Source organism: Serratia sp. DFXYC6 (assembly GCF_057196085.1).
Map to the genome: position 1 here is coordinate 310,474 of NZ_JBXUNV010000002.1, position 22,824 is coordinate 333,297.

The window sequence follows — 22,824 nt, forward strand, 5'->3', positions numbered from 1 at the left end:
TCAGCACAAACGGCCGAGAATAAGCAACGTAGCTAATGGATAGCCTGCTCACTGCTCATCGCCGCATCACAGGATCCCCGCGCGGTGGGCGAACCGGATCGATGTCGGCAAATAGAAAGGTTCCCGCTTCGCCAAACCCCGCTGCAGACCCACTCTTTGACTACACTCATTGGCGCCGTGCGGCCGACGTGCCTCACCCGATAAGGCGGATACCGCCCTCATTTTGACAGACCCGGCGGCATCAGCCGCTACACACTGCGCGGAATCGGCGTCTTCACCGACAACGGGATAGCCGGCCTCAACCGCGCCAACGGAATCGATTTTCAGTCAACTGCGGCGGCCCTCGCGGCCCTGCGCAACAGGGATCATTTGCTATGACCGATATCAATCGCAATGAAGCATGGAAGGTAGAAAGCACCGGTATCGACCGGGTGCCGGACGCGGAACAGACCGGTAAGCCCATCGAGCTGTTTTGGATCTGGTCGGCGGCCAATATCGGTATTCTCGGCGTGGTGTACGGCGCCATCATCGTCGGCTTCGGCTTATCCTTTCTGCAATCGGTACTCGCCGCGCTGCTCGGCGTCGCCAGCTTCGTGCTGGTCGGCCTCACCAGCTTCGCCGGCAAGCGTGGGCGTACCTCTACGCTGACGCTCTCGCGAGTGATTTTCGGGCTGAAGGGCAACGTGGCGCCCACCCTGTTCAGTTGGATCAACCTGATGGGCTGGGAAGCGGTCAACGTGATCACCGGCACCCTGACGCTGGCGGCGCTGTTCGAGGCCTTCGGACTGGGAACCAGCCACCTGCTGACCGCGCTCAGCCTGCTGCTGTTCGGCGGGCTCACTGTCGTCGTCAGCCTGCTGGGGCAAAATACCGTGGTCTGGATGCAAAGCTGGTTCAGCCGCATCTTCGGCACCATGACGCTGATTGTGGTGCTCTATATCCTGTTCAATACCGAGTGGAGCCAGGTGCTGGCGCTGCCTTCCGGCAGCTGGCTGACCGGTTTCCTGCCGGCGGTATCGGTGATCGCCGCCGGCACCGGCATCAGCTGGGCAATCGCCGGCGCCGATTACAGCCGCTATCAAAGCCCGAGCTCGTCGAGCAAAGGCATTTTCGCCGCGGTGATGGGCGGTGCCTGTTTGCCGCTAATGCTGCTGATGCTGGCCGGTATTCTGCTTTCCGTGCAGCTCCCCGATCTGGCCAGCGCCGCCAACCCCATCGCGCTGATAGGCTCGGTGCTGCCCGCCTGGATGGCCATCCCTTATCTGCTGGCCGCCACCGCCGGCATCGTCACCATCGCGGTGCTCAGCCTGTATTCCGCCAGCCTTAACCTGCTGACCATCGGCGTGCAGGTCAAACAGTGGCTGGCGGTATCGATCGACGCCGTGGTGGTGCTGGGCATAGCCCTGTATGTCCTGTTCATCTCCGGCGATTTCATGGGGCCGTTCATCTCCTTCCTGGTGTTCTGCGGGGTGTTCCTGGCGGCCTGGGAGGCGATTTTCCTGCTCGATTACCTGTGCCTGCGCCGCCGCCACGGGTATGATGGCAACGCTTTGTACGGCCTGCATGGCCAGAACCGCGGCGTGCGCAAAGCCCCGCTGTTCTGCTGGTTCCTCGGCGCCCTGTGCGGCCTGCTGGTCACCAAAACCGGTTTTATCGACGGCCCGCTGGCCAAAGGCTTGTTCGCCGACTCCAGCCTGGGGCTGTTTGTGTCGTTTGCGGTTAGTCTGATCGCTTACGGTCTGTACCTGACCCAACGCAGAGAACATCAATGAATGAGTGGGAAGCTGTAACACCTGTCCTGGTGATGGGGGGCGCGGTCGGCGATCTGGTGATGACGCTGCCCCGCCTGCCGACCAGCGGCGAAGATATCGAAGCCCAGCCGCAGGCGCGGCAAATCGGCGGCTGCGCGTTCAACGTAGCGCGCGCGCTGACGCGCCTTGAAGTGCCGGTGATCAACGGTATGCCGGTCGGCAACGGCGAATGGGGCGCGGCGATCGAAGCCGCCATGGGCGAACTGGGGCTGGAGGTGCTGTTGCGCCACGGCCAGATGGACAACGGCTGGTGCCTGGCGCTGGTGGAACCGGACGGCGAACGCACCTTTATCACGGTTTCCGGTTGCGAAAGCCAATGGAATAAAGCGCAGCTGGCGACCCTGCCGCTGACGGAACACACGCTGATCTACGCCAGCGGCTACGAACTGGCCGGCGAAAACGGCGAAGCGCTGCGCGAGTGGCTGACGCGCATGCCGTTCGACCAACCGCGCCTGATCGATCCCGGCCCGCGCATCGCCCAGCTCAGCGAAGATTTCTTCGCCATGCTCAGCGACAGCCACACCCTGCTGACGCTCAACCGCGACGAAGTGGCCACGCTGTGCGGCGCCGGCGACGCCGTGGAGGCCGCACAGCGCTATGCCGCCGCCCGTAATCTGACGCTGATTTGCCGCCTGGATCGCGACGGCGCGTGGATCTGCGACGGCCGCACGCCGCCGCTGCACGTTCCGGCCTATCCGGTAGAGGTCGTTGACACCATCGGCGCGGGCGATGCCCACTGCGCCGGTTTGCTGGCGGGCCTGTCCGCCGGCTGGCCGCTGCCGCAGGCGGTCGATCTGGCCAACCGGGTCGCCGCTTGCGTGGTGGCCAGCCTCGGCGCCGCCAATCCGCCGGACCAGCAGCAGCTGCAGCAGCGCTTCCCGCAGGCCTGACGTTTCAGGGCGCAGCAAAGCCGCGCCCTCTGCCTCACTGCGCCGCCGCCGCGTTCTCCTGCGGCAGGTGGCGATAGTTGAAGCTCAGCGCGAACACAATCCCCAGCACCAGCGTATACAGCGCAAACACCAGCCAGATGCTCTGCCAGTCTTTCACGCCGTCATGGCTGAAGAAGTCCACCACCTCACCGCTGGCGAGCGCCCCCAGATAGGCGCCCAAACCGTTCACCATGGTCATGAACAGCCCCTGCGCGCTGGCGCGGATGCGGTGATCGGCCTCCTTCTCGACGAAGATGGCGCCGGAGATATTAAAGAAGTCGAACGCACAGCCGTAGACAATCATCGACAGCAACAGCAGCACGAAACCAAAGCCGACCGGCGTGCCGTACGCCAGGAACAGAAAGCGCAGCGTCCAGGCCGCCATGCTGATCAGCATCACCTGCTTGATGCCGTAACGGCGCAGGAAGAAGGGTATGGTGAGGATAAAGAACACTTCAGAGATCTGCGACAGCGACAGCAGCACCGCCGGATACCGGACGCTGAGGCTGTCCTGATACAGCGGATTGAGCGACAGATCGTGCAGGAACGGGTTGCCGAAGGTATTGGTTATCTGCAGCGCCGCCCCAAGCAACATGGCGAACAGGAAAAACAGCGCCATGCGCCGCTGGCGGAACAACACCAGCGCATCCAGCCCCAGCACGCTCACCCAGCTCTTCGACTCGGCCGCGCGGTTGGTCGGGCAACGCGGCAGCGTCAGCGAATAGGCGGACAGCAGCAGCGACGCCGCAGAAGCCAGATACAGCTGCAGATTGCTGAGCTCAATGCGGCTGAAACCGACCAGCCACATCGCCAGAATGAATCCCACGGTGCCGTACACCCGCACCGGCGGAAAATCCCTCACCGTGTCAAAGCCGTGCTTCTCCAGGCAAAAATAGGAAATGGCGTTGGAGAGCGCGATGGTCGGCATATAGACCATGGCATTGAACAGCATCACCCAGAACATCAGCATCGGTTGCTCGACCTGCGCTGCGCAGTACAGCGCCAGCGCCCCGAGCAGGTGGCAAAGCGCATACAGGTAGTTGGCCTTCATCCAACGGTCGGCGATGATGCCCGCCAGCCCCGGCATGATCAGCGCCGCGATGCCTTTGGCGCTGTAAACCATCCCCACCTGCATGCCGCTGAAATGCAGCGTGTTGATCATGTAGGAGCCCAGCGTCACCAGCCAGGCGCCCCAGATAAAGAACTGCAGGAAAATCATGACTTTTAATCGTGTTTTTATCGCCATCGCCATCACCTTGTTATTATGCTTTCAACGATGATTGGTGCGGCGGGCCCCCTGCAGCCCGCCGCCGGTTTGCTTACGGTGTCACAGCGTTTTGAACAGCTCGCGGATCAGGCGCATGAAATCGTCCGCCGCCAGCGCCGCGCAGCTGAGCGTTTGTTCGTGAGAAAGAGGCGTATCCGACAGCCCTTCGGCGTAGTTGGTCATCGCGGACACCACCAGCACCTTGAGACCGCAGTGCCGCGCCGTCAGGACCTCCGGCACGATCGACATCCCCACCACGTCGCAGCCCAGGGTCTGCATCATGCGGATCTCCGCCGGCGTTTCGAAGTTCGGCCCGGTGTAGGCGGCGAACACCCCTTCCGCCAGCGGGATGCCCGCGCTTTCGGCCACCGCCGCCAGCCGGGCGCGCAGATCGCGATCGTAAGCGTTCGCCAGGCTGAAGAAGCGCGGCCCGAAGCGATCGTCGTTGGCGCCGACCAGCGGCGACTCCGGCATGAAATTGATGTGATCGGTAATGGCCACCAGGCTGCCCGGCGCCACCGAACGGCGCAGCGAACCGGCGGCGTTGGTCGCCAGCAGGAATTCGCAGCCCAGCAGTTTGAAGGTGCGCACTGCGGTGGTCATCACCTGCATGCCACGCCCTTCATAGAAATGACCGCGCCCTTTCATGCACAATACCGGCACGCCCTCCAGCTTGCCGGCGACCAGTTGCCCGGCGTGGCCGGCGACGCCGCTCACCGGGAAGCCCGGCAGCTCCGCGTAATCGAGGGTGACGGTTTCGGTCATCACCTCCGCCAGGGCGCCGAGCCCGGAGCCGAGAATCAAGGCCGCTTTCGGCTGGAAACCCGGCAGGCGTGCGCGGACGACATCGGCGCAGATAAAAGCATCTTCTTGATTAAACATCGTATTCTCTCTTTCAGCGGGGGATAATAAGCCCCATAGTAGAGAGCGAGGCGCGGCCGAGACCAATACATTCTTGGCGGCCGATTTATTCCATTTACCTATAAGTTGAGCTGCGTCACAAGGAGGCGATACCCCGTATGAATCCGCCCCATGCCCTGCCCGATCCCGGCCGGATTAACTTCCGCCTGCTGCACTATTTCCGCGTGGTGGCGGAAGAGATGAACTTCACCCAGGCGGCGCGGCGGCTGAATATGTCACAGCCGCCGCTCAGCAAGCACATCAAGGAGCTGGAGAGCCAGCTCGGGGTGGTGCTGTTCAAACGCACTACCCGCTCCATGACGCTGACGCCGGCCGGCCGCACGCTGCTGCGCAACGTCGAGCGGCTGCTGGATCAGGCCGACAGCGCGCTGCACCAGGTGCAACAGATGGGGCGTGGCGAAGGCGGCCACATGGTGGTCGGCATGGTCGGCACCTCGGCCTGGGGCGGCCTGCTCGCGGCGCTGCGGCGGTTCAGCGAGCGGAGCGCCGGCGTCACCTGGTCGTTGAACGAGCTGACGCCCAGCCAGCAAATCGCCGCGCTGCAAAAACGGCATATCGATATCGGGGTATGGCGAGAGGCGCAGCAGCAGACGCTGCCGGGATTGAGCTGCCAACGGCTGGCAAGCGAGAGCATCGCCGTGGTGTTGCCGCTCGATCATCCGCTGGCGCAGCAGGAGAATATCCCGCTGGCGGCGCTGCAAAACGACAGCTTCATCGTGCTGCCGCCGCATGAGGCCAGCCTGGGGCTGTATCTGCACAATCTGTGTCTGCAGCAGGGATTTTTGCCGGACGTCGCTTATCAGGTCAATGAACCGCAAACTCTGCTGGCGCTGGTGGCGGAAGGCTGCGGCATCACGCTGCTGCCGGACAGCTACGGCCGCATCCCGTGGCCCGGCGTACGCTTTTGCTCGCTGCAACAGGCGCCGCCGGCGGATTTGTACGCGGTGTATCGCACCGACAGCGTCACGCCGGTGGTGCAGGCCTTCCTGGAAATGCTGCGGGCGCCGTAAGCGGCCCACAGCGCAGATTACATCGTCGGCTGCACCATCAGCTGGCCGGCGGTGCCGCGATCGGCCATCTCCAGCGTCTGGCTGTAATACAGGAACGGGAAGTGTTCGGAGGTAGGTTGGTTGAAATACACCAGCAGCTCGACGTCGCCATCGACCCAGACGGTGTCCTTCCAGCCGCGATCTTCCGCCATCGGCTGCGCGCCGTTGACGCGTTTGATCAGGAACTGCACACCCTGAATATGGAACGCCTGCGGCGTATCCGCGTGAATGTTCCAGCGTTCCCAGGTGCCTTGCTGCGCCTGTACGTCGATGCGGTTCATGTCCCAAATCGCGCCGTTGATGCCGACGCCGCCGTCGCCCAGGCGGAAATCGCGGGTGCGGCTGGCGCTGCCGTCCAACAGCTGATCCGCCAGCAGGCGCATCGGCAGGTTGTCGGTCACCAGCGGCAGCAGGCCGGTCGGGCGCAGCGTCAGCACCTGGGTGGACACCAGAATGCTCGACGGCTCGAACAGGCCGCGCAGGCGATCCATGATGCCCGCCGCTTCACCGGCGGTGATGGTCACCTCCTCGCCCTTCGACATGTCGATCAGCACTTCCCGGCGTTCGCCAGGCGCCAACGACAGCTGCTGCACCGCGACCGGCGCAGGCAGGAAGCCCTGATCGCTGGCAATCACGTTGAACGGCCGCCCGTCGCTGAGCTGCAGGGTATAGCGACGCGCGTTGGAGGCGTTAAGCAGGCGCAGACGCACCCAGCCGCGCGACACGTCGACATACGGGTTTTGCACGCCGTTGACCAACAGCGTATCGCCGACAAAACCGCCCTGCGACGGTGCATCGTATTGCGGTGTGCCGAAGTTATCGAAGCGTTTGTCCTGAATGATCAGCGGGAAATCGTCGACGCCGTAGTGGTTGGGCAGCGGCAGCGCTTTGCTGACGGCATCTTCCACCAACCACAGCCCGGCCAGCCCGTTGTAAACGTGCGGCGCCATACGGTTCGGCGTGTTGGCGTGGTACCAGCAGGTGGCCGCCGCCTGACGAATGGGCAGCACCGGCGACCAGTCGACGTTAGGCGACATCATGCGCGGCGCGCCGCCCATCAGCGTGCCAGGCACCTGCAGACCGCTGACGGTCATCGCTACCGGCTCCTGCAGGCGGTTGCTGTAGATCAGTTTGACGTCGTCACCGCTGTAAACCCGCACCGTCGGCCCCAGGTACATGCCGTTGATGCCCCACACCGCCGCTTTACGGTTATCCATAAACGCCCAATGGGCGCGCTGCAAGGTCAGGAACAGCGGCTGACCGCGGCGAGACTCCAGCAGCGGGGGAATGGGTAACGGGGTCTGCGTTCCGCTCGCCTCAGCCCTCAGCGGCACGGCGCCCGCGCACAGCGCCAGGCCCGATGCCTGTAAAAACTGACGTCGACTGAGTGACATATTTTCTCCATGAAAAGCAATAACTAAACCGTGTGCAAAACCCAAACGCCCGCCAATCAAGATTAGCAGGCGTTCAGGCGTTAACGGCGCTGAACGCCAATTAAAATCCTATTCTTTGAAGCCGGTAGACTCTTATTTTTTGGCGGCGTTGCGCTGGGCGACTTCGGCGTCCAATTCGGCGATTTTCGCCTCCATCAGCTCGCGGCAATGGGCCGCCAGCTCACGCACGTTTTCTTTGCCGTATTTGCTGGTATCCACCGGCGCCAACATCTCGACGATCACATGACCGTTATTCCAGCGATTAAGATTTATATTACCGCTGGTGGTCGATACGCAGATCGGCACAATCGGCACGCCGGCGGCGATAGCCGCGTGGAACGCGCCGGTTTTAAACGGCATCAGCCCACGACCGCGGCTGCGGGTCCCTTCCGGGAACATCCAGATCGAAATGTCTTTCTTTTTGAACTGCTCCGCCACCTGGGCGATGGTGCCGTGCGCCTTGGCGCGATTATCACGATCTATCAGCAGATTACCGGTCAGCCAATACAGCGGGCCGAAAAACGGGATCCACACCAGACTTTTTTTACCGACGGTCACGGTGCGCGGCTGCACGATATTGGAGGCCGTCACCATGTCGTAGTTATTTTGGTGGTTGGCGATATAGATGCAGTTGCCATTGTTGGCCGCATCGGCCGGCACGCGGGTTTCAACCTTGATGCCGAACAGCGTCGACAGGCGGCCGAAAAGATGGCCGAAGGTCGCCACATGGCGAGGGTTGCGCGGGCTGAACAAGCAATAAACAGAACCGAAAATACACACCAGAATACAGAAAAGAGTGGCGAGAACGGCACGCAAAATCAATAACATAACAACCTCATTAGCACACTGCCAACGCAGTTTACTTCGCTGCGCAGATTCCTTTACTCATTATTTGCCGGCCAGGCGGTAAGCACGCCGATGTCGCCTGCATTTCTCGCTATTTTCCTGCCAGGCGGCAGTACGCACAATAATTTTATGCGCAGAAATGTTAACTATTTGGAAAATAAACGCCAGCAAAAATAAATAAGGCGGCCACAGCTCGCTGCGACCGCCCGTTAACGCCGGCGCCAACGCTTACTCTTCGCTGTCGCCACCCGACGCCCGCACCGGCGCATCCACTTCCACGCGATCGATGCGCTGCAGGCCGCGCGGCAGCTGGGTGCCCTTACGGCCGCGCTCCGCACGGAACTTCTGCAGATCTTCCGGACGCAGCGTCAGCTTGCGTTTGCCGACATGCAACGTGACGGAGGCCTGCGGCGGCAGCACGAACAGCCAGGCCAGCTTGTCTTCACCGGCTGCGGCCTGCGCCGCCGGAATGGAGACGATCTTGTTGCCCTTACCCTTCGACAGCTGCGGCAGATCGGCGACCGGGAACATCAGCATGCGCCCGGCGGCGGTGATCGACAGCAGCATATCGTCTGCGCCGTGGATCTCCATCGGCGGCAGCGCTCTGGCGTTGTCCGGCAGCGTGATCATCACCTTGCCGGCGCGGTTGCGCGCCACCAGATCGTTGAAGGTACAAACGAAACCGTAACCGGCGTCGGAAGCCATCAGCAGTTTTTGATCGTCGGCCGCCATCAGCACCTGCTCAATGGTGGCGCCCGGCGGCGGCGTCAGCTTGCCGGTCAACGGTTCGCCCTGCCCGCGCGCCGAAGGCAACGTCATCGGATCGAGCGCATAGCTGCGCCCGGTAGAATCGATGAACACCACCGGCTGGTTGCTCTTGCCGCGCGCCGCGCCGCGGAAGCTGTCGCCGGCCTTGTAGCTCAACCCTGCCGGATCGATGTCGTGGCCCTTGGCGCTGCGCACCCAGCCCATTTCCGACAGCACGATGGTCACCGGCTCGGACGGCACGAAATCGTGTTCGCTCATCGCCTTGGCTTCCGCACGCTCGGTCAGCGGCGAACGGCGATCGTCGCCGTAGGTTTGCGCGTCGGCCTGGATCTCTTTCTTAATCAGCGTATTCAGCTTGCGCTCGGACGCCAGCAGCGCCTGAAGTTGATCGCGCTCTTTCGCCAGCTCGTCCTGCTCACCGCGGATCTTGACCTCTTCCAGCTTGGCCAGGTGACGCAGTTTCAGCTCGAGGATCGCTTCCGCCTGGGTATCGGAGATGCCGAAACGCTGCATCAGCACCGGCTTCGGCTCATCCTCGCTGCGGATGATGTGGATCACCTCGTCGATATTGAGGAACGCCACCAGCAAACCTTCGAGGATATGCAAACGCTTGAGCACCTTCTCGAGGCGGTAGTTCAGGCGGCGGCGCACCGTATCGCGACGATAGGCCAGCCATTCGGTGAGGATCTCCACCAGCCCTTTAACCTGCGGGCGGTTGTCCAGACCGATCATGTTCATGTTGATGCGGTAGCTGCGTTCCAGATCGGTGGTGGCGAACAGGTGATTCATCACCTGCTCCAGATCGATGCGGTTGGAACGCGGCACGATCACCAGACGCGTCGGATTTTCGTGGTCGGATTCATCGCGCAGATCCTCGACCATCGGCAGCTTCTTGGCGCGCATCTGGCTGGCGATCTGCTCCAGCACCTTGGCGCCGGAGACCTGATGCGGCAAGGCGGTGATCACCGCGCTGCCGTCCTCTTTCTTCCACACGGCGCGCATGCGCACCGAGCCGCGGCCGCTCTGGTAAATTTTGCGAATTTCATCGCGCGGGGTAATGATCTCGGCTTCGGTCGGGAAGTCCGGCCCCTGCACGAACTCGAGCAGGTCATCGAGCGAGGCACCCGGCTTGTCGAGCAGCGCCACTGCCGCAGCGGCGACCTCGCGCACGTTGTGCGGCGGAATGTCGGTCGCCATGCCGACCGCGATGCCGGTGGTGCCGTTCAGCAGGATGTTCGGCAGACGCGCCGGCAGCATCTTCGGCTCTTGCAGCGTGCCGTCAAAGTTCGGGATCCAGTCGACCGTGCCCTGGCCCAGTTCGGCCAGCAAGACCTCGGCGTATTTGGACAGGCGCGATTCGGTATAACGCATCGCCGCGAACGACTTGGGATCGTCCGGCGCACCCCAGTTCCCCTGGCCGTCCACCAGCGGATAGCGATACGAGAACGGCTGCGCCATCAGCACCATGGCTTCATAACACGCGCTGTCGCCATGCGGGTGATACTTACCCAGCACGTCGCCCACGGTGCGGGCGGATTTCTTGAATTTGGCGCTGTTGGTCAGCCCCAGCTCAGACATGGCGTAGATGATGCGGCGTTGTACCGGCTTCAAACCGTCGCCAATGTACGGCAACGCCCGATCCATGATGACGTACATGGAATAGTTCAGATAGGCGTTTTCAGTGAATGTGTGCAGCGGTAAACGCTCTACACCGTCATGAGTCAGATCACTCATTACTCAATTATCCTCAGACCGTGGCTTGGCAATCCCTTGGACGACAAAAGGCATCGCTTGTCGATTCTGCCCGCGATAGTAACCCATCTGCGGGGTAGCTGTCACAGTTGGCGCAAGGATCGCCGGCGACGGCCGATTGCGCGATGCGGTTTATGCAAAATTTAGCTACCTGGCGGCCTCTTTATTGACTGACAGTCAACACTGTTGTGCGCTGGATCGCATTTTTACTTGCCTGACTCACGATTACACTCGTCACCAGCGAGATGGTTTCCGCCTTTTCCGCGGGAAGCATGCCATATCTTAACACTGACGGGAGCCGCGAAAGATGAGCAATATCCTGATTATCAACGCTAAAAAACAATTCGGCCATTCCAACGGCGAACTCAACCAAACCCTGAGCGACGTGGCGGAAAGCTTCCTGCGCGATCTGCAGCACGATGTGCAGGTCACCGTGGTCGACGACGGCTATGACATCGAAGCCGAAGTACAGAAATACCTGTGGGCCGACGCGATCATCTATCAGATGCCGGGCTGGTGGATGGGCGAACCTTGGATCCTGAAAAAATACATCGATGAAGTGTTCACCGCCGGTCACGGCAGCCTGTATGCCAACGACGGGCGCTCTCGTTCTGACGAAAGCAAAAAATATGGCTCCGGCGGCCTGATCCAGGGCAAAAAATACCTGCTGAGCCTGACCTGGAACGCCCCGATGGAGGCCTTCACCGATCCCGATCAGTTCTTCCACGGCGTCGGCGTCGACGGCGTTTACCTGCACTTCCACAAGGCCAACCAGTTCCTGGGAATGGAAGCGCTGCCGACCTTTATCTGCAATAACGTGATAAAACAACCGGATATCGAAGCGGACATCGCACGTTATCGCGAGCATTTGGCGAAAATTTTTGCTTAACTGACGCAGAACATTCTCATCAACGAGGCAGACATGATCACCGTAATCGCAGAAATCAAAGTGAAACCCGGCCACCGCGCCACCGTACTGCAAGCCATTGAAAAACTGGTGCCGCTGGTGCTGGCGGAAGACGGCTGCGGCGAATATACGCCGATGGTCGACAGCAATACCCAGGCCCCCTGGCAGAAACGGTCGCCGGATTCGGTGTTCATGCTGGAGAAATGGGAAAGCATGGCGCATCTGGAAAAACACCTGGCCATTGAGCACATGCTCAAACACCGCGAGACTATCAAGGACAGCGTGCTGGACACCGAGATCTACATCCTGGAAAACGCCCTGTAAGCTCCGCCTTATAACGTCTGCGCGTCGATGTGCGCGCTGACGTAGTCAAGAAAACAGGTGATGCGCGCCGCCAATTGCGTATTGCGGTAATACACCGCGTTGATCGGCTGGCGCACGTCCAGCGTCTCCTGCTCCAGCAACGTCACCAACTTGCCGGCTTCCCGATCGCGACGGGTCATAAAGTCTGCCAGCTGTACGATCCCCTCGCCCTGCAGCGCCAATTGCCGCAGCGTTTCACCGCTGGACGCAGAGATCGTCGGCGTGATGGCGAAATGCGGCGCCTGGCGATAGCGCAACGGCCACTGGTTCAGCGACTCCGGCTGGGTAAAACCGAGCAGACAATGCCGATGCAACTCCTCCACGCTCTGCGGCGTGCCGTGCTGCTGCAGATAAGCCGGGCTGGCGAGGATGCGCAGCCGGCTGGCGCCCAGCGCGCGCGCATGAATGGTCGAATCACGCAACGCCCCGATGCGAATGGCAATATCCGTGCGTTTTTCCAGCAGATCGATAATCAGGTTGTCGGTGTTCAGCTCGAGCGAAATTTGCGGATAACGTTCTCTGAATCCCGCCACCAGCGGCACGATGACGTGCTCCATAAAAGGTGCGGCCGCATTGATCCGCAGCCGCCCGGCGGGCATTTGCCGGCGCACCGCCATTTGCTCTTCGGCATTTTCCACCGAGCTGATGATCGTACGCGCATGGTTCAGGAAACTCAGCCCCTCTTCGGTCAGCTCCAAACGACGCGTCGTGCGGCGCATCAGGGTGGTATCGAGCTTATTCTCCAGGCGGCTGAGCGCGCGGCTGATGCCGGATGTTGTCTGGCCGAGCCGATCGGCGGCGGCGGTGATAGAACCGCTGTCGACCACCGAGGTGAACGCCAGCAATTCTTCGAGCGTGATCTTCATGCATTCCGGCCCAGGTTATCGGGCGCCGCATGAACGCCCTGCGGGAAAGCCGGCCCGGCGTTTCGCCGGGCCAGGGTCAGGCTCAGACCGCCAATTCGGCCATGTCGCCCTTGTCTTGCAGCCAGTTGCGGCGATCTTCCGAACGCTTCTTGGCCAACAGCATGTCCATCACCGCCAGCGTCTGATCGACGTCATCTTCCGCCACCGTCAGTTGCACCAGACGGCGGGTGTTCGGATCGAGGGTGGTTTCGCGCAGCTGCAGCGGGTTCATCTCGCCCAGCCCTTTAAAGCGCTGCACGTTCGGCTTGCCCTTCTTGCGCTTCAGCTGTTCCAGCACGCCGGCTTTCTCTTCTTCATCCAGCGCGTAGAACACTTCTTTACCGAGATCGATGCGATACAGCGGCGGCATGGCGACATAGACGTGGCCGCCTTTCACCAGCGAACGGAAGTGGCGCACGAACAGCGCGCACAGCAGCGTGGCGATATGCAGGCCGTCGGAGTCCGCATCCGCCAGGATGCAGATTTTGCCGTAGCGCAATTGGCTGAGATCTTCGCTGTCCGGATCGATGCCGATCGCCACGGAAATGTCGTGCACTTCCTGCGAGGCCAGCACTTCGTCCGAGGACACTTCCCAGGTATTCAGGATCTTGCCCTTCAGCGGCATGATCGCCTGATATTCGCGATCGCGCGCCTGCTTGGCCGATCCGCCCGCCGAATCCCCTTCCACCAGGAACAGTTCGGTCATGGCCAGATCCTGCGAGGTGCAGTCCGCCAGCTTGCCCGGCAGCGCCGGCCCGCTGGTCAGCTTCTTGCGCACCACTTTCTTGGCGGCGCGCAGGCGGCGCTGGGCGCTGGAGATCGCCAGCTCGGCCAGCTGTTCCGCCGCCTGAACGTTCTGGTTCAGCCACAGGCTGAAGGCGTCTTTCACCACGCCGGAAACGAAGGCCGCGCACTGACGCGAGGAGAGACGCTCTTTGGTCTGCCCGGCGAACTGCGGATCCTGCATCTTCACCGACAGCACGTAGGCGCAGCGATCCCAGATATCCTCCGCCGACAGCTTCACGCCACGCGGCAGAATATTGCGGAATTCGCAGAACTCGCGCATCGCGTCCAGCAACCCCTGACGCAGGCCGTTGACGTGGGTGCCGCCCTGCATGGTCGGGATCAGGTTGACGTAGCTTTCGGTCAGCAGCTCGCCGCCTTCCGGCAGCCACAGCAGCGCCCAGTCCACCGCTTCGGTGTCACCGGCGAAGTTGCCGACGAACGGCGCTTCCGGCAGGGTGATCAGGCCGTTAACTGCTTCCATCAGGTAGTCGGTCAGGCCGTCCTGGTAACACCAGCGCTGCTCGGTGTTGTTCACCTTATCGATGAAATAGATCTCGACGCCGGGGCACAGCACCGCTTTGGCTTTCAGCAGGTGAGTCAGGCGCGATACCGAGAAACGCGGGCTGTCGAAGAACTGTTCGTCGGGCCAGAAGTGCACGCTGGTGCCGGTGTTGCGTTTGCCGCAGGTGCCGGTCACCGTCAGATCTTGCACTTTGTCGCCGTTTTCGAAGGCGATGCTGTAAACGTTGCCGTCGCGGCGCACGTTGACTTCCACCCGCTTCGACAGGGCGTTGACCACCGAGATGCCCACGCCGTGCAGGCCGCCGGAGAACTGGTAGTTTTTATTCGAGAATTTACCGCCGGCGTGCAGCCGACACAGGATCAACTCAACCGCCGGCACGCCCTCTTCCGGGTGGATGTCCACCGGCATGCCGCGGCCGTCGTCGATCACTTCCAGCGACTGATCGGCGTGCAGGATCACGTCGATGCGCTTGGCGTGGCCGGCCAACGCTTCGTCGACGCTGTTATCGATCACCTCTTGGCCGAGGTGGTTTGGGCGCGTCGTGTCGGTATACATGCCGGGACGACGGCGCACTGGTTCTAGACCGCTGAGTACTTCAATGGCATCAGCGTTATAGCTGGATTGAGTCATCGTTGATTATTTTTTCGTGGTTAAAGGGAGGTGCCGGAACGGCCCGTCAGACCGCGTTTAGCCCTAAAAAATCCACAATCTGGGGGAAGTAGTGCTCGAAACCGACGAAGGCGTGGTTTCCACCCGACTCCACCGTTTGCCGACACGCGGTGTAATACGCCACTGCCTGGCCGTAATCGAGAATTTCATCGCCCGTTTGCTGCAGCAGCCAGATTAAATCCGGCGACTCCAAAGGATCGATCTGCATCACTTTCAGATCGTAAACGTGCCGAGACTCTAACACATATTGCTGGCCGGTGTAGGGGTTCTCGTTGGCGCCGAGGTAGTCGACCAGCAGCTCAAACGGCTTGACCGCCGGGTTGACCACCACCGCCGGCAGGGAAAAACACTGCGACAGCCAGGTGGCGTAATAGCCGCCCAGCGATGAGCCGACCAGCCCGAGCGTTTGCCCGGCGCGTTCCAGCACCAGATTTTCCAGCATCTCGGCGGCCTCCGCCGGAAAGGCCGGCAGCTGCGGCACCAACATCTCGATATCGGGATGGTGTTCGGCCAGCCAGGCCTTGAAGGCCACCGCCTTGGCCGACTGCGGCGAGCTGTTGAAACCGTGCAGGTAGAGCAGTGTCGAAGGCATCAGTATCCATCCGAGTCCATATCGGGGCGGAAGTCGTCGTTTTCCAGGCGGAACACCTGCGTCTCGACGCGACCGTCCGGCAGCAGATCGAGGTAGCGCCAGCCGGGGGAAACGTCGTCAATGGTGAAGTTCGTGCAGTGCGGCTTGAATTGCACGCAGGTAGACGGCGTCGCCAACAGGCGCCGCCCCTGCCATTCCAGATCCAGATCCTGGTGAATGTGCCCGCACACCACGGTATTCACTTTCGGATAACGCAGCAGGATCGCGCCCAGCATATGCGGGTTGCGCAGGCTGTGCTGATCGAGCCAGGTGCAACCGGACGGCAGCGGATGATGGTGCAGCAGCAACAGCGTATAGCGCTCGGGGTGAGCCTGCAGGCAGCGCTCCATCCACTCCAGCTGGTATTCGCTCAACTCGCCGTGCGGCACGCCGAACACCTGGCTGTCCAGCATCAGCACCTGCCAGTTATCGCCCAGCAGCACCTGTTTGGAAGGCGCGATGCCCGCGGCGGCCAATGCGTCGACCATCGCCGGTTGAAAATCGTGGTTGCCCGGCAGCCACACGCAGGGGGCAGGCAGTTGCGCGATGCCGGCGGCGAAGTGGCGGTACGCCTCTTGCGAATGATCCTGCGCCAAATCTCCCGTGGCGACGATCAAATCGACGTCGCGGCGCTGCGCCTGGATGGCGTCCAGCACCGCGTGATAGCTGCGATAGGTATTGATGCCGAGCAACGTCTCGTGTTCGCCGGCAAAAAGGTGGGTATCTGTTATTTGTAGAATCCTGACCGCGGCCCCACTCGCCACGGGCAGTTTAAACAGGCTTTCCAAATGGTGTCCTTTGTTATTTCAGTCTGTCTAACAAACCGGAACCGCCATCGCTCCATGCGCCAAACAGTAGCGCAGCCAATCAGCAAGAAACTGGTTAATTTGATGCTTTTCGTCGCGTTGATGCAACTTTTTATTAGGATAATCATAACGCGCTTTAAAGCGGTAGATCTGCTGACTGGAACACACTTCCGCAACCATGGCGTCATGGTACAACCGCACCGTCATCGCGGGCAGGCTCCAGTAGCTGACCGCCGGAAAGATCTGCTCGATCTCCACCAGCGACGTGTAACGCGTGGACTCAACGATGGTCAAACGATAGCCGGCGCCGTTCACCTGATAAGTCACCGTTTCGCCCGCTTCGTCGTTGCGCGGCAGCAAGCGGCGCAATTGCGCGAAGTTGGTTTCGCACAATCTCATCATTTCGGGGAAATCAGGGGTATAGCGCTGTTTCATTAGTTGGCCCACTCTTTTCTCAACGATTCATGGTGCAACGCCAGCCATTGCAATGCAATCACTGATGCGGCGTTATCGATCGCGCCTTCCTCAACCCAGCGGTAAGCCTGTTCGCGGCTGACCACATGAACGCGGATATCTTCATGTTCTTCCGCCAGGCCGTGGATGCCCTCGGCGGTGCCGGCGTCCACTTCGCCGACCATGATCGACAAACGTTCGCTGGTGCCGCCGGGGCTGGCCAGATAGCTCAGCACCGGTTTGCAGCGCCCGACCACCACGCCGGCCTCCTCCTGCGCTTCGCGGCGGCACACGTCCTCAACGCTTTCACCGGTTTCGATCATACCCGCCACCATTTCCAGCAGCCAGGGCGAATTACTGGTATCGACTGCGGCGATGCGCAGTTGTTCAATCAGCACAACCTCGTCGCGCACCGGATCGTAGGGCAGCAGCACCGCCGCATGGCCGCGTTCGAAAATTTCACGCGTGATTTCAGGGCTCATTTCGCCATTGAACAACCGATGGCGAAACCGGTATAAATTGAGTGAAAAAAAACCACGGTACAGCGTCTCGCGTGCAATAATTTCTACATCTTTTTTATCGAAAGTAACGGGCGACGGCTGCGAACGGTTCATGCGCGAATTCTCCTGCTTGAGTATGCCGATAAAATAAACGGTTTTGATGACAGAAACAGCGGGACTCTCCGCCGCGGCTTTATGTTAGGCTGTTTTTCGCCGCCGGATGCGGCACGTTTGTGCGCTCGCAGGTAATAGCGGGAAACAATCCGGATTGTCAGCCATAATATCAGCTGCAGTCGACCCGGGCAGTACGCCAAGGTAAATGGGCGGTCTGAAAGGTAAAAGTTACGTGAGATGGCACATTCAGCCACCTGATGCGTACCTCAGACTCTGCTAGAATCGGCAACTATTTCGTCTATCGTCAGCGCTAACATAGCAATATTGCTGCACAACAAGGAATGCAAATGAAGAAACTGCTCCCCCTTCTTATCGGACTGAGCCTGGGCGGCTTCAGTGCAATGAGCCAGGCAGAGAACCTGCTGCAGGTCTACAAACAGGCCAGGGAAAGTAACCCGGATCTGCGCAAAAGTGCAGCTGACCGCGACGCCGCATTCGAAAAGATCAATGAAGCGCGCAGCCCGCTGCTGCCGCAGCTCGGTTTAACCGCAGGTTACGATTACACCAACGGCTATCGTGACAGCAATGGCGTTAACAGCAACGTGACCAGCGGTTCGTTGGCGCTGACGCAAACTATTTTCGACATGTCGAAATGGCGCCAGCTGACGCTGCAGGAAAAGACCGCCGGCATCTCCGACGTTACCTTCCAGACAGCGGAACAGCAGCTTATTCTCAACACGGCGACCGCTTACTTCAACGTGCTGAAAGCGATCGATACGCTGTCCTATACTCAGGCGCAGAAAGACGCGGTGTATCGCACGCTGGATCAAACCACCCAGCGCTTCAACGTGGGCCTGGTGGCGATCACCGACGTGCAGAACGCCCGCTCGAACTACGACACCGTGCTGGCGGCGGAAGTCTCCGCCCGCAACGATCTGGACAACGCGCTGGAAACGCTGCGTCAGGTCACCGGCACCTTCTACCCCGAACTGGCCTCGCTGAACACCGATCGCTTCAGCACCCAGCGCCCGGAAGCGGTGAACAACCTGCTGAAAGAAGCGGAAGCGCGCAACCTGAGCCTGCTGTCCGCCCGCCTGAGCCAGGATCTGGCGCGCGAGCAAATCCGCGCAGCCCAAACTGGCTATATGCCGACGATTGACGTCAGCGCGTCAACCGGCATCAGCAATACCAAATACAACGGCTCCAATACCGGTGGCGCGAATGCCGCACGCTACAGCGACTCCGATGCGGGCCAAAATAAGGTCGGCATCAGCTTCAACCTGCCGCTGTACAGCGGCGGCGCGACCAATTCGCAGGTGAAACAAGCGCAGTACGGCTTCGTCGGCGCCAGCGAGCAGTTGGAAAGCTCACACCGCAGCGTGGTGCAGACCGTTCGTTCGTCGTTCAACAACGTTAACGCTTCGATCAGCAGCATCAACGCCTACAAACAGGCGGTGATCTCCGCGCAAAGCTCCCTGGACGCGATGGAAGCCGGTTATCAGGTCGGTACCCGCACCATCGTCGACGTGCTGGACGCCACCACCACGCTGTATAACGCCAAACGTCAGCTGTCCGACGCGCGTTATACCTATCTGATCAACCAGCTGAACATCAAGTCGGCGCTCGGCACGCTGAACCAGAACGATCTGCTGCTGTTGAACGGCGCGTTGGGCAAACCGGTATCGACCGCGCCTGACGCCGTCGCACCGCAAAACCGCGCGCAGGACGCCTATGCAGACGGCTATCAGGACAATGCGCCGATGCAACAGACCGCGGCGCCGGTACCGGCGGCCACTCGCGCATCCGCGCCGGCCGTTACCACCAGCCAACCGGCTCGCCACAGCGGCAACCCATTCCGCAACTGATGCGCGCACGCGGATAAACACGGGGTTCGGCCTGCGCCGCGCCCCGTTTTTTTTGCCTCGATTTCGCCACTTCTGCCCGCCGCCTCACAGCCGCCGCTGCGCCAGGTGATATCATCGTCACTCTCGTTTTCGCAGTTGGATGAGGTTCGATGGACAACGATTCACGTTGGCAGCAACTGATTAACGACGGCGAACTGCCGCCGCCGCTGCGCCCGGCACAGGCGGTTTACGCCTCCTGGCTGCGTTGCCGCAGCCTGATGCAGCCTGATGTCTGGCAAGCGCCGCACCGCGCGCAGGGCGCGACCTTCGAATCGATTTGCCGCCGCAAGAACGATCTGCTGACGCTCGGCCAGGCGGCGCTGGAAGACGCCTGCGAATACATGGAGCCGCGGCGTTGCCTGCTGATGATCCTCGACGAGAGCGGCTGCATGCTGTGGCACTGCGGCGACGCCCAAACCTGGGAGACTCTGCAGCAACTGGGATTCGCCCCCGGCGCTTACTGGGCCGAGGGGCAGATCGGCACCAATGCCCCGGCGCTGGCGGCGGCGGAAGGCCACCCGGTGCGGGTGAGCGGTGAAGAACACGTGCGCCGGGCGCTGCACGGCTGGTCGTTCTGCGCCACGCCGGTCTACGACAACAGCGGCCGCCAGCGCGGCTCGATCGCCCTGGGTTGCCTGCTGGCCGACAGCGCCGCCGGCGATCTGTCGCTGACGCTGGCCATCGCCCGCGAAATAGGCAATTCGCTGAACGCCGACGGCCTGCTGGCGGAATCCAACCGCCATCTGAACCAGCTTTACGGCCTGCTGGATGGCGTGGACGACGGCGTGATGGCCTGGGATCATCGCGGCTACCTGCAATACATCAACCAGCGCGCCGCCGGCCTGCTAAAACTGGACGAGCAGCAGAGCCAGGGCAAACCGCTGGCGCAGTTGCTGACGCTGCCCGCTCTGCTCAAGCGCGCCATCGCCGATCGGCAACCGCTGCAACACGTCGAAGTCACCTTCGAAAGCCAGCGGCAATTTATCGCCGCCTTGCTGACGCTCAAGCCGATTTTCGACGGCGATCGCTGCAGTTTCATCGCCCTGCTGCACCCGCTCGAACGGCTGCGTCAGTATGTCAGCAGCCAGCTGGGGCGCGTCAGCCACAGCTTCGAGCAGATGCCCTCCGCCTCGCTGGAGATGCGGCGACTGATCCGTTACGGCCAGCAGGCGGCCAAAGGCCAGCATCCGATCCTGCTGCGCGGGGAGGAAGGCGTCGGCAAAGAGCTACTCAGCCAGGCCATCCACAACGCCGGCGAACGCGCCGCCGGGCCGTATATCGCCCTCAACTGCCAACTGCTGCCGCAGGCGCAGGGGCTGCGTGAGCTGCTGGGCAGCGACGCCAGCGAAGAAGAGGCGGGCCAGCTCAGCAAATTCGAATTGGCCAACGGCGGTACGCTGTACCTCGAACAGATCGAATACCTGCCGGCGGAGATGCAGTCGGCGTTGCTGCAGGTGCTGAAAACCGGCGTGGTGATCCGCCTCAATTCCAGCCGGGTGATCCCGGTCGATGTGCGGGTGATCGCCGGCAGCGCCGCCGATCTGCCGCTGCTGGTGCAGCAAAACCGCTTCCGCCGCCAGCTGTTTTACAGCCTGCAGGCGTTCGAGATCCAGATCCCGCCGCTGCGCCAGCGGCTGAGCGATATTCCGCTGCTGGTCAAACACCATTTGCGCACGCTGGAGCAGCATTTCCAGTGTCGCTTTCGGGTGGATGACGAAGTGATGGCCCAGCTGGCTCTCTACCTGTGGCCGGGCAACGATTTGGAGCTGAAAGGAGTGGTGGAGCGTGCGGCGATGATTTGCCACGGCCACCACATCCAGCTGGCGGATCTGCCGGCGCACCTGCTCGGCCAGCCGTCGCTGCTGGAAAGCGATCCGCAGCCCGGCGCACCGCTGTTGACGCTGACAGACATGGAACGCCAGGCGATCCTGCGCGCGGCGACCGTCAGCCGCGGCCAGCTGACGGAGATGGCGCAGCTGCTGGGCATAGGCCGCACCACGCTGTGGCGGAAGATCAAACAGCACGGGATCGACATCCGCCAGTTCAAGCTGCGCGCCTAGTGGCTGAGCTGCAACACCCCGCGCGCGGCGTCCAGCATCGCCTTCTGCCCGCTGCGGGTTTTGCTCAGGCAATCCTGCATGCCGACCACCATCGGAATGCCCATCGCCTTCGCCAAAATGGCGCTGTGCGACAGGGCATTGCCGCCACTCAGACAGATGCCGAGCACCAGCCGCCTGTCGAGCATCACCACCTCCGAAGGCATCAGTTCGTCCATCACCAATATTGACGGTTCTGTCAGCGCAATAACCGGCAGCGGCAGCCCCTGCAGATGGCACAGCGTGCGGCGCAGCATGTCGCGCACGTCCAGTTCGCGCGCCCGCATGTAGTCGTCATCCAGCTCGCGGTACTCTTCGGCGATCGCCTCCAGCACCTGTCGCCAGGCCTGCTCGGCGCTGCACAGCTGTTGCGCGATGCGGGTGTAAGCCGCCTGCTGCAGATCCGGATCGTCCAGCAGCATGCTGTGGGCGCCGAAGATCGCCGCCTGCGGCTTGCCGATCAGCGTGCCGGTGCGTTCCGCCAGCCGGTTCAGATCGCTCAGCGTATGCTGTAGCGCCTCCCGCAGGCGTTGCTGTTCGCCCAATACCTCGTCCGCGCCGATGCGACGCTCGGACGTGGGTGGCCAGAAGCTGTAAGCCTGGAACACCGGCCCGCTGGTGACGCTTTCCGCCACCGGAATACCGTGCAGCGAAGGCTGCTGCCGCTCGGAGACCGTCTCGCCAAAATGCTGCTCCGCCAACGCTTTGAACGCCGCCAGCGCCTCGTCCGCCTGCGCGCCGTCGGCGATCAAACGGATGGTGTCGCCGTGACGCACCTGCAGCAGCGCCAGCTGATTGAGGCTGCGCGGATCGACGCACTGCCCCTGCTTTTCCAGCACCAGCTCGGCCTTGAACGGCGCCAGCGTCTCGACCAGCCGCGCCGCCGGGCGCGCATGCAACCCGTGCGGGTTCTGCACCGTCCAGGTTGCGCTTTTGCCCTGCGCCAGCGGCAAGGCCACGGTTTTCGCCGTAGGTGAAGCCTCGCCCAGCTGTGCCTGTTTGCCCTGCAGCGCCCCCTGCGCCTCCGCTACCACCTGCTCCAGTGAGGCGCCGGAGTTGGCGGCAACCACCGCCGCCAGCGTGCCTTCAACCAGCGGCGCCGCACACAGCCGCACTTTGGCGGCCAGATCCGGGTCCAGCAGATCGAGCGCGGTTTCGGCACTGAGCAGCGCGCTGCCCAGATCCATCAGCACCAGAACGCCATCGCCGTCGGCGACCGCTTCGATCGCCTCCATCACTTTGACCGCGTCGGTGCCGATCGGGTGCTGCTCGTCATCCACGCCCGCCGCCAGCGCCAGTTTGCAGCCGTCGCCGCGCATCATCTGCCGCGCCAACTGCTCAACGCCGCGCGCCAGCAACGCGCTGTGCGAAACCACCACGATATTAATCAT

At 61.7% G+C, this 22,824-nt stretch carries 19 protein-coding genes; 7 read left to right on the top strand and 12 right to left on the bottom strand.

The window, feature by feature from the left end:
- Positions 1–374: 374 nt before the first annotated feature.
- The gene (locus tag AC2CGQ_RS14815; protein WP_085337162.1) at positions 375–1,772 is read left to right on the top strand and encodes a purine-cytosine permease family protein; all 1,398 of its coding nucleotides are present in this window, start codon (positions 375–377) and stop codon (positions 1,770–1,772) included.
- The gene (locus AC2CGQ_RS14820; protein ID WP_033632069.1) at positions 1,769–2,701 is read left to right on the top strand and encodes a PfkB family carbohydrate kinase; all 933 of its coding nucleotides are present in this window, start codon (positions 1,769–1,771) and stop codon (positions 2,699–2,701) included. Before AC2CGQ_RS14815 ends, AC2CGQ_RS14820 begins: the two co-directional genes overlap by 4 nt.
- Before the next feature lie 34 nt (positions 2,702–2,735).
- On the opposite strand, the gene AC2CGQ_RS14825 is transcribed toward AC2CGQ_RS14820, so the two are convergent.
- Both AC2CGQ_RS14825 and xapA read right to left on the bottom strand, forming a co-directional pair.
- A complete protein-coding gene (locus AC2CGQ_RS14825; protein WP_015379077.1) occupies positions 2,736–3,986 on the bottom strand; it encodes a nucleoside permease in 1,251 nt (416 codons plus the stop codon).
- 81 nt (positions 3,987–4,067) lie between these two features.
- Complete coding sequence (gene xapA / locus AC2CGQ_RS14830) at positions 4,068–4,889, bottom strand: xanthosine phosphorylase (RefSeq protein WP_197763837.1); 822 nt, start codon at positions 4,887–4,889, stop codon at positions 4,068–4,070.
- 137 nt (positions 4,890–5,026) lie between these two features.
- Here xapA and AC2CGQ_RS14835 point away from each other — a divergent pair, with 137 nt between their 5' ends.
- On the top strand, positions 5,027–5,938 hold the full coding sequence (locus AC2CGQ_RS14835; protein WP_060560325.1) for a LysR family transcriptional regulator: 912 nt from the start codon (positions 5,027–5,029) through the stop codon (positions 5,936–5,938).
- 17 nt (positions 5,939–5,955) lie between these two features.
- On the opposite strand, the gene ftsP is transcribed toward AC2CGQ_RS14835, so the two are convergent.
- From ftsP to parC, 3 genes are all read right to left on the bottom strand, one after another.
- Entirely contained in the window at positions 5,956–7,371 is a 1,416-nt protein-coding gene (gene ftsP, locus AC2CGQ_RS14840) for a cell division protein FtsP (RefSeq protein WP_004937270.1), read from the bottom strand.
- A gap of 132 nt (positions 7,372–7,503) precedes the next feature.
- The gene (locus AC2CGQ_RS14845) at positions 7,504–8,238 is read right to left on the bottom strand and encodes a 1-acylglycerol-3-phosphate O-acyltransferase (protein WP_004937266.1); all 735 of its coding nucleotides are present in this window, start codon (positions 8,236–8,238) and stop codon (positions 7,504–7,506) included.
- A 246-nt stretch (positions 8,239–8,484) separates the two neighbouring features.
- Positions 8,485–10,758, bottom strand: a complete 2,274-nt coding sequence (gene parC, locus AC2CGQ_RS14850) for a DNA topoisomerase IV subunit A (RefSeq protein WP_015379079.1) — start codon at positions 10,756–10,758, stop codon at positions 8,485–8,487.
- A gap of 325 nt (positions 10,759–11,083) precedes the next feature.
- Here parC and AC2CGQ_RS14855 point away from each other — a divergent pair, with 325 nt between their 5' ends.
- Together AC2CGQ_RS14855 and AC2CGQ_RS14860 are read left to right on the top strand one after the other, a co-directional pair.
- Positions 11,084–11,665, top strand: coding sequence for an NAD(P)H-dependent oxidoreductase (locus AC2CGQ_RS14855; RefSeq protein WP_004937260.1), 582 nt, complete (start codon positions 11,084–11,086; stop codon positions 11,663–11,665).
- A gap of 33 nt (positions 11,666–11,698) precedes the next feature.
- Entirely contained in the window at positions 11,699–12,007 is a 309-nt protein-coding gene (locus AC2CGQ_RS14860; RefSeq protein ID WP_004937258.1) for a putative quinol monooxygenase, read from the top strand.
- 8 nt (positions 12,008–12,015) lie between these two features.
- On the opposite strand, the gene AC2CGQ_RS14865 is transcribed toward AC2CGQ_RS14860, so the two are convergent.
- The 6 genes from AC2CGQ_RS14865 to nudF all read right to left on the bottom strand — a co-directional run bounded on the left by AC2CGQ_RS14865 (position 12,016) and on the right by nudF (position 17,433).
- Positions 12,016–12,912, bottom strand: a complete 897-nt coding sequence (locus AC2CGQ_RS14865) for a LysR substrate-binding domain-containing protein (RefSeq protein ID WP_015379080.1) — start codon at positions 12,910–12,912, stop codon at positions 12,016–12,018.
- A gap of 82 nt (positions 12,913–12,994) precedes the next feature.
- The gene (gene parE, locus AC2CGQ_RS14870; protein WP_004937254.1) at positions 12,995–14,890 is read right to left on the bottom strand and encodes a DNA topoisomerase IV subunit B; all 1,896 of its coding nucleotides are present in this window, start codon (positions 14,888–14,890) and stop codon (positions 12,995–12,997) included.
- 46 nt (positions 14,891–14,936) lie between these two features.
- Positions 14,937–15,521 carry an esterase YqiA gene (gene yqiA, locus AC2CGQ_RS14875; RefSeq protein WP_015379081.1) on the bottom strand — a complete coding sequence of 195 codons (585 nt, stop codon included), beginning with the start codon at positions 15,519–15,521 and terminating at the stop codon, positions 14,937–14,939.
- A complete protein-coding gene (gene cpdA / locus AC2CGQ_RS14880; protein ID WP_004937250.1) occupies positions 15,521–16,348 on the bottom strand; it encodes a 3',5'-cyclic-AMP phosphodiesterase in 828 nt (275 codons plus the stop codon). Before cpdA ends, yqiA begins: the two co-directional genes overlap by 1 nt.
- Positions 16,349–16,375: 27 nt before the next feature.
- Positions 16,376–16,801 carry a DUF1249 family protein gene (locus AC2CGQ_RS14885; protein ID WP_004937244.1) on the bottom strand — a complete coding sequence of 142 codons (426 nt, stop codon included), beginning with the start codon at positions 16,799–16,801 and terminating at the stop codon, positions 16,376–16,378.
- Positions 16,801–17,433, bottom strand: coding sequence for an ADP-ribose diphosphatase (nudF, locus tag AC2CGQ_RS14890; protein WP_004937242.1), 633 nt, complete (start codon positions 17,431–17,433; stop codon positions 16,801–16,803). The genes AC2CGQ_RS14885 and nudF overlap by 1 nt, the downstream gene beginning before the upstream one ends.
- A gap of 347 nt (positions 17,434–17,780) precedes the next feature.
- Here nudF and hasF point away from each other — a divergent pair, with 347 nt between their 5' ends.
- Positions 17,781–19,298, top strand: a complete 1,518-nt coding sequence (gene hasF / locus AC2CGQ_RS14895; RefSeq protein WP_075685410.1) for a multidrug efflux transporter outer membrane subunit HasF — start codon at positions 17,781–17,783, stop codon at positions 19,296–19,298.
- A gap of 149 nt (positions 19,299–19,447) precedes the next feature.
- Positions 19,448–21,397, top strand: a complete 1,950-nt coding sequence (gene dhaR, locus AC2CGQ_RS14900; RefSeq protein WP_411749040.1) for a dihydroxyacetone kinase operon transcriptional regulator DhaR — start codon at positions 19,448–19,450, stop codon at positions 21,395–21,397.
- Here dhaR and dhaM read toward each other — a convergent pair.
- Positions 21,394–22,824, bottom strand: coding sequence for a dihydroxyacetone kinase phosphoryl donor subunit DhaM (gene dhaM / locus AC2CGQ_RS14905; protein ID WP_015379084.1), 1,431 nt, complete (start codon positions 22,822–22,824; stop codon positions 21,394–21,396). The genes dhaR and dhaM overlap by 4 nt on opposite strands.

Bases quoted from the DNA above. Each gene is read 5' to 3' on its own strand.
- AC2CGQ_RS14815 (WP_085337162.1), top strand. From the start codon at position 375: ATGACCGATATCAATCGCAATGAAGCATGGAAGGTAGAAAGCACCGGT.
- AC2CGQ_RS14820 (WP_033632069.1), top strand. From the start codon at position 1,769: ATGAATGAGTGGGAAGCTGTAACACCTGTCCTGGTGATGGGGGGCGCG.
- AC2CGQ_RS14825 (WP_015379077.1), bottom strand. From the start codon at position 3,986: ATGGCGATAAAAACACGATTAAAAGTCATGATTTTCCTGCAGTTCTTT.
- xapA (WP_197763837.1), bottom strand. From the start codon at position 4,889: ATGTTTAATCAAGAAGATGCTTTTATCTGCGCCGATGTCGTCCGCGCA.
- AC2CGQ_RS14835 (WP_060560325.1), top strand. From the start codon at position 5,027: ATGAATCCGCCCCATGCCCTGCCCGATCCCGGCCGGATTAACTTCCGC.
- ftsP (WP_004937270.1), bottom strand. From the start codon at position 7,371: ATGTCACTCAGTCGACGTCAGTTTTTACAGGCATCGGGCCTGGCGCTG.
- AC2CGQ_RS14845 (WP_004937266.1), bottom strand. From the start codon at position 8,238: ATGTTATTGATTTTGCGTGCCGTTCTCGCCACTCTTTTCTGTATTCTG.
- parC (WP_015379079.1), bottom strand. From the start codon at position 10,758: ATGAGTGATCTGACTCATGACGGTGTAGAGCGTTTACCGCTGCACACA.
- AC2CGQ_RS14855 (WP_004937260.1), top strand. From the start codon at position 11,084: ATGAGCAATATCCTGATTATCAACGCTAAAAAACAATTCGGCCATTCC.
- AC2CGQ_RS14860 (WP_004937258.1), top strand. From the start codon at position 11,699: ATGATCACCGTAATCGCAGAAATCAAAGTGAAACCCGGCCACCGCGCC.
- AC2CGQ_RS14865 (WP_015379080.1), bottom strand. From the start codon at position 12,912: ATGAAGATCACGCTCGAAGAATTGCTGGCGTTCACCTCGGTGGTCGAC.
- parE (WP_004937254.1), bottom strand. From the start codon at position 14,890: ATGACTCAATCCAGCTATAACGCTGATGCCATTGAAGTACTCAGCGGT.
- yqiA (WP_015379081.1), bottom strand. From the start codon at position 15,521: ATGCCTTCGACACTGCTCTACCTGCACGGTTTCAACAGCTCGCCGCAG.
- AC2CGQ_RS14885 (WP_004937244.1), bottom strand. From the start codon at position 16,801: ATGAAACAGCGCTATACCCCTGATTTCCCCGAAATGATGAGATTGTGC.
- nudF (WP_004937242.1), bottom strand. From the start codon at position 17,433: ATGAACCGTTCGCAGCCGTCGCCCGTTACTTTCGATAAAAAAGATGTA.
- hasF (WP_075685410.1), top strand. From the start codon at position 17,781: ATGAAGAAACTGCTCCCCCTTCTTATCGGACTGAGCCTGGGCGGCTTC.
- dhaR (WP_411749040.1), top strand. From the start codon at position 19,448: ATGGACAACGATTCACGTTGGCAGCAACTGATTAACGACGGCGAACTG.
- dhaM (WP_015379084.1), bottom strand. From the start codon at position 22,824: ATGATTAATATCGTGGTGGTTTCGCACAGCGCGTTGCTGGCGCGCGGC.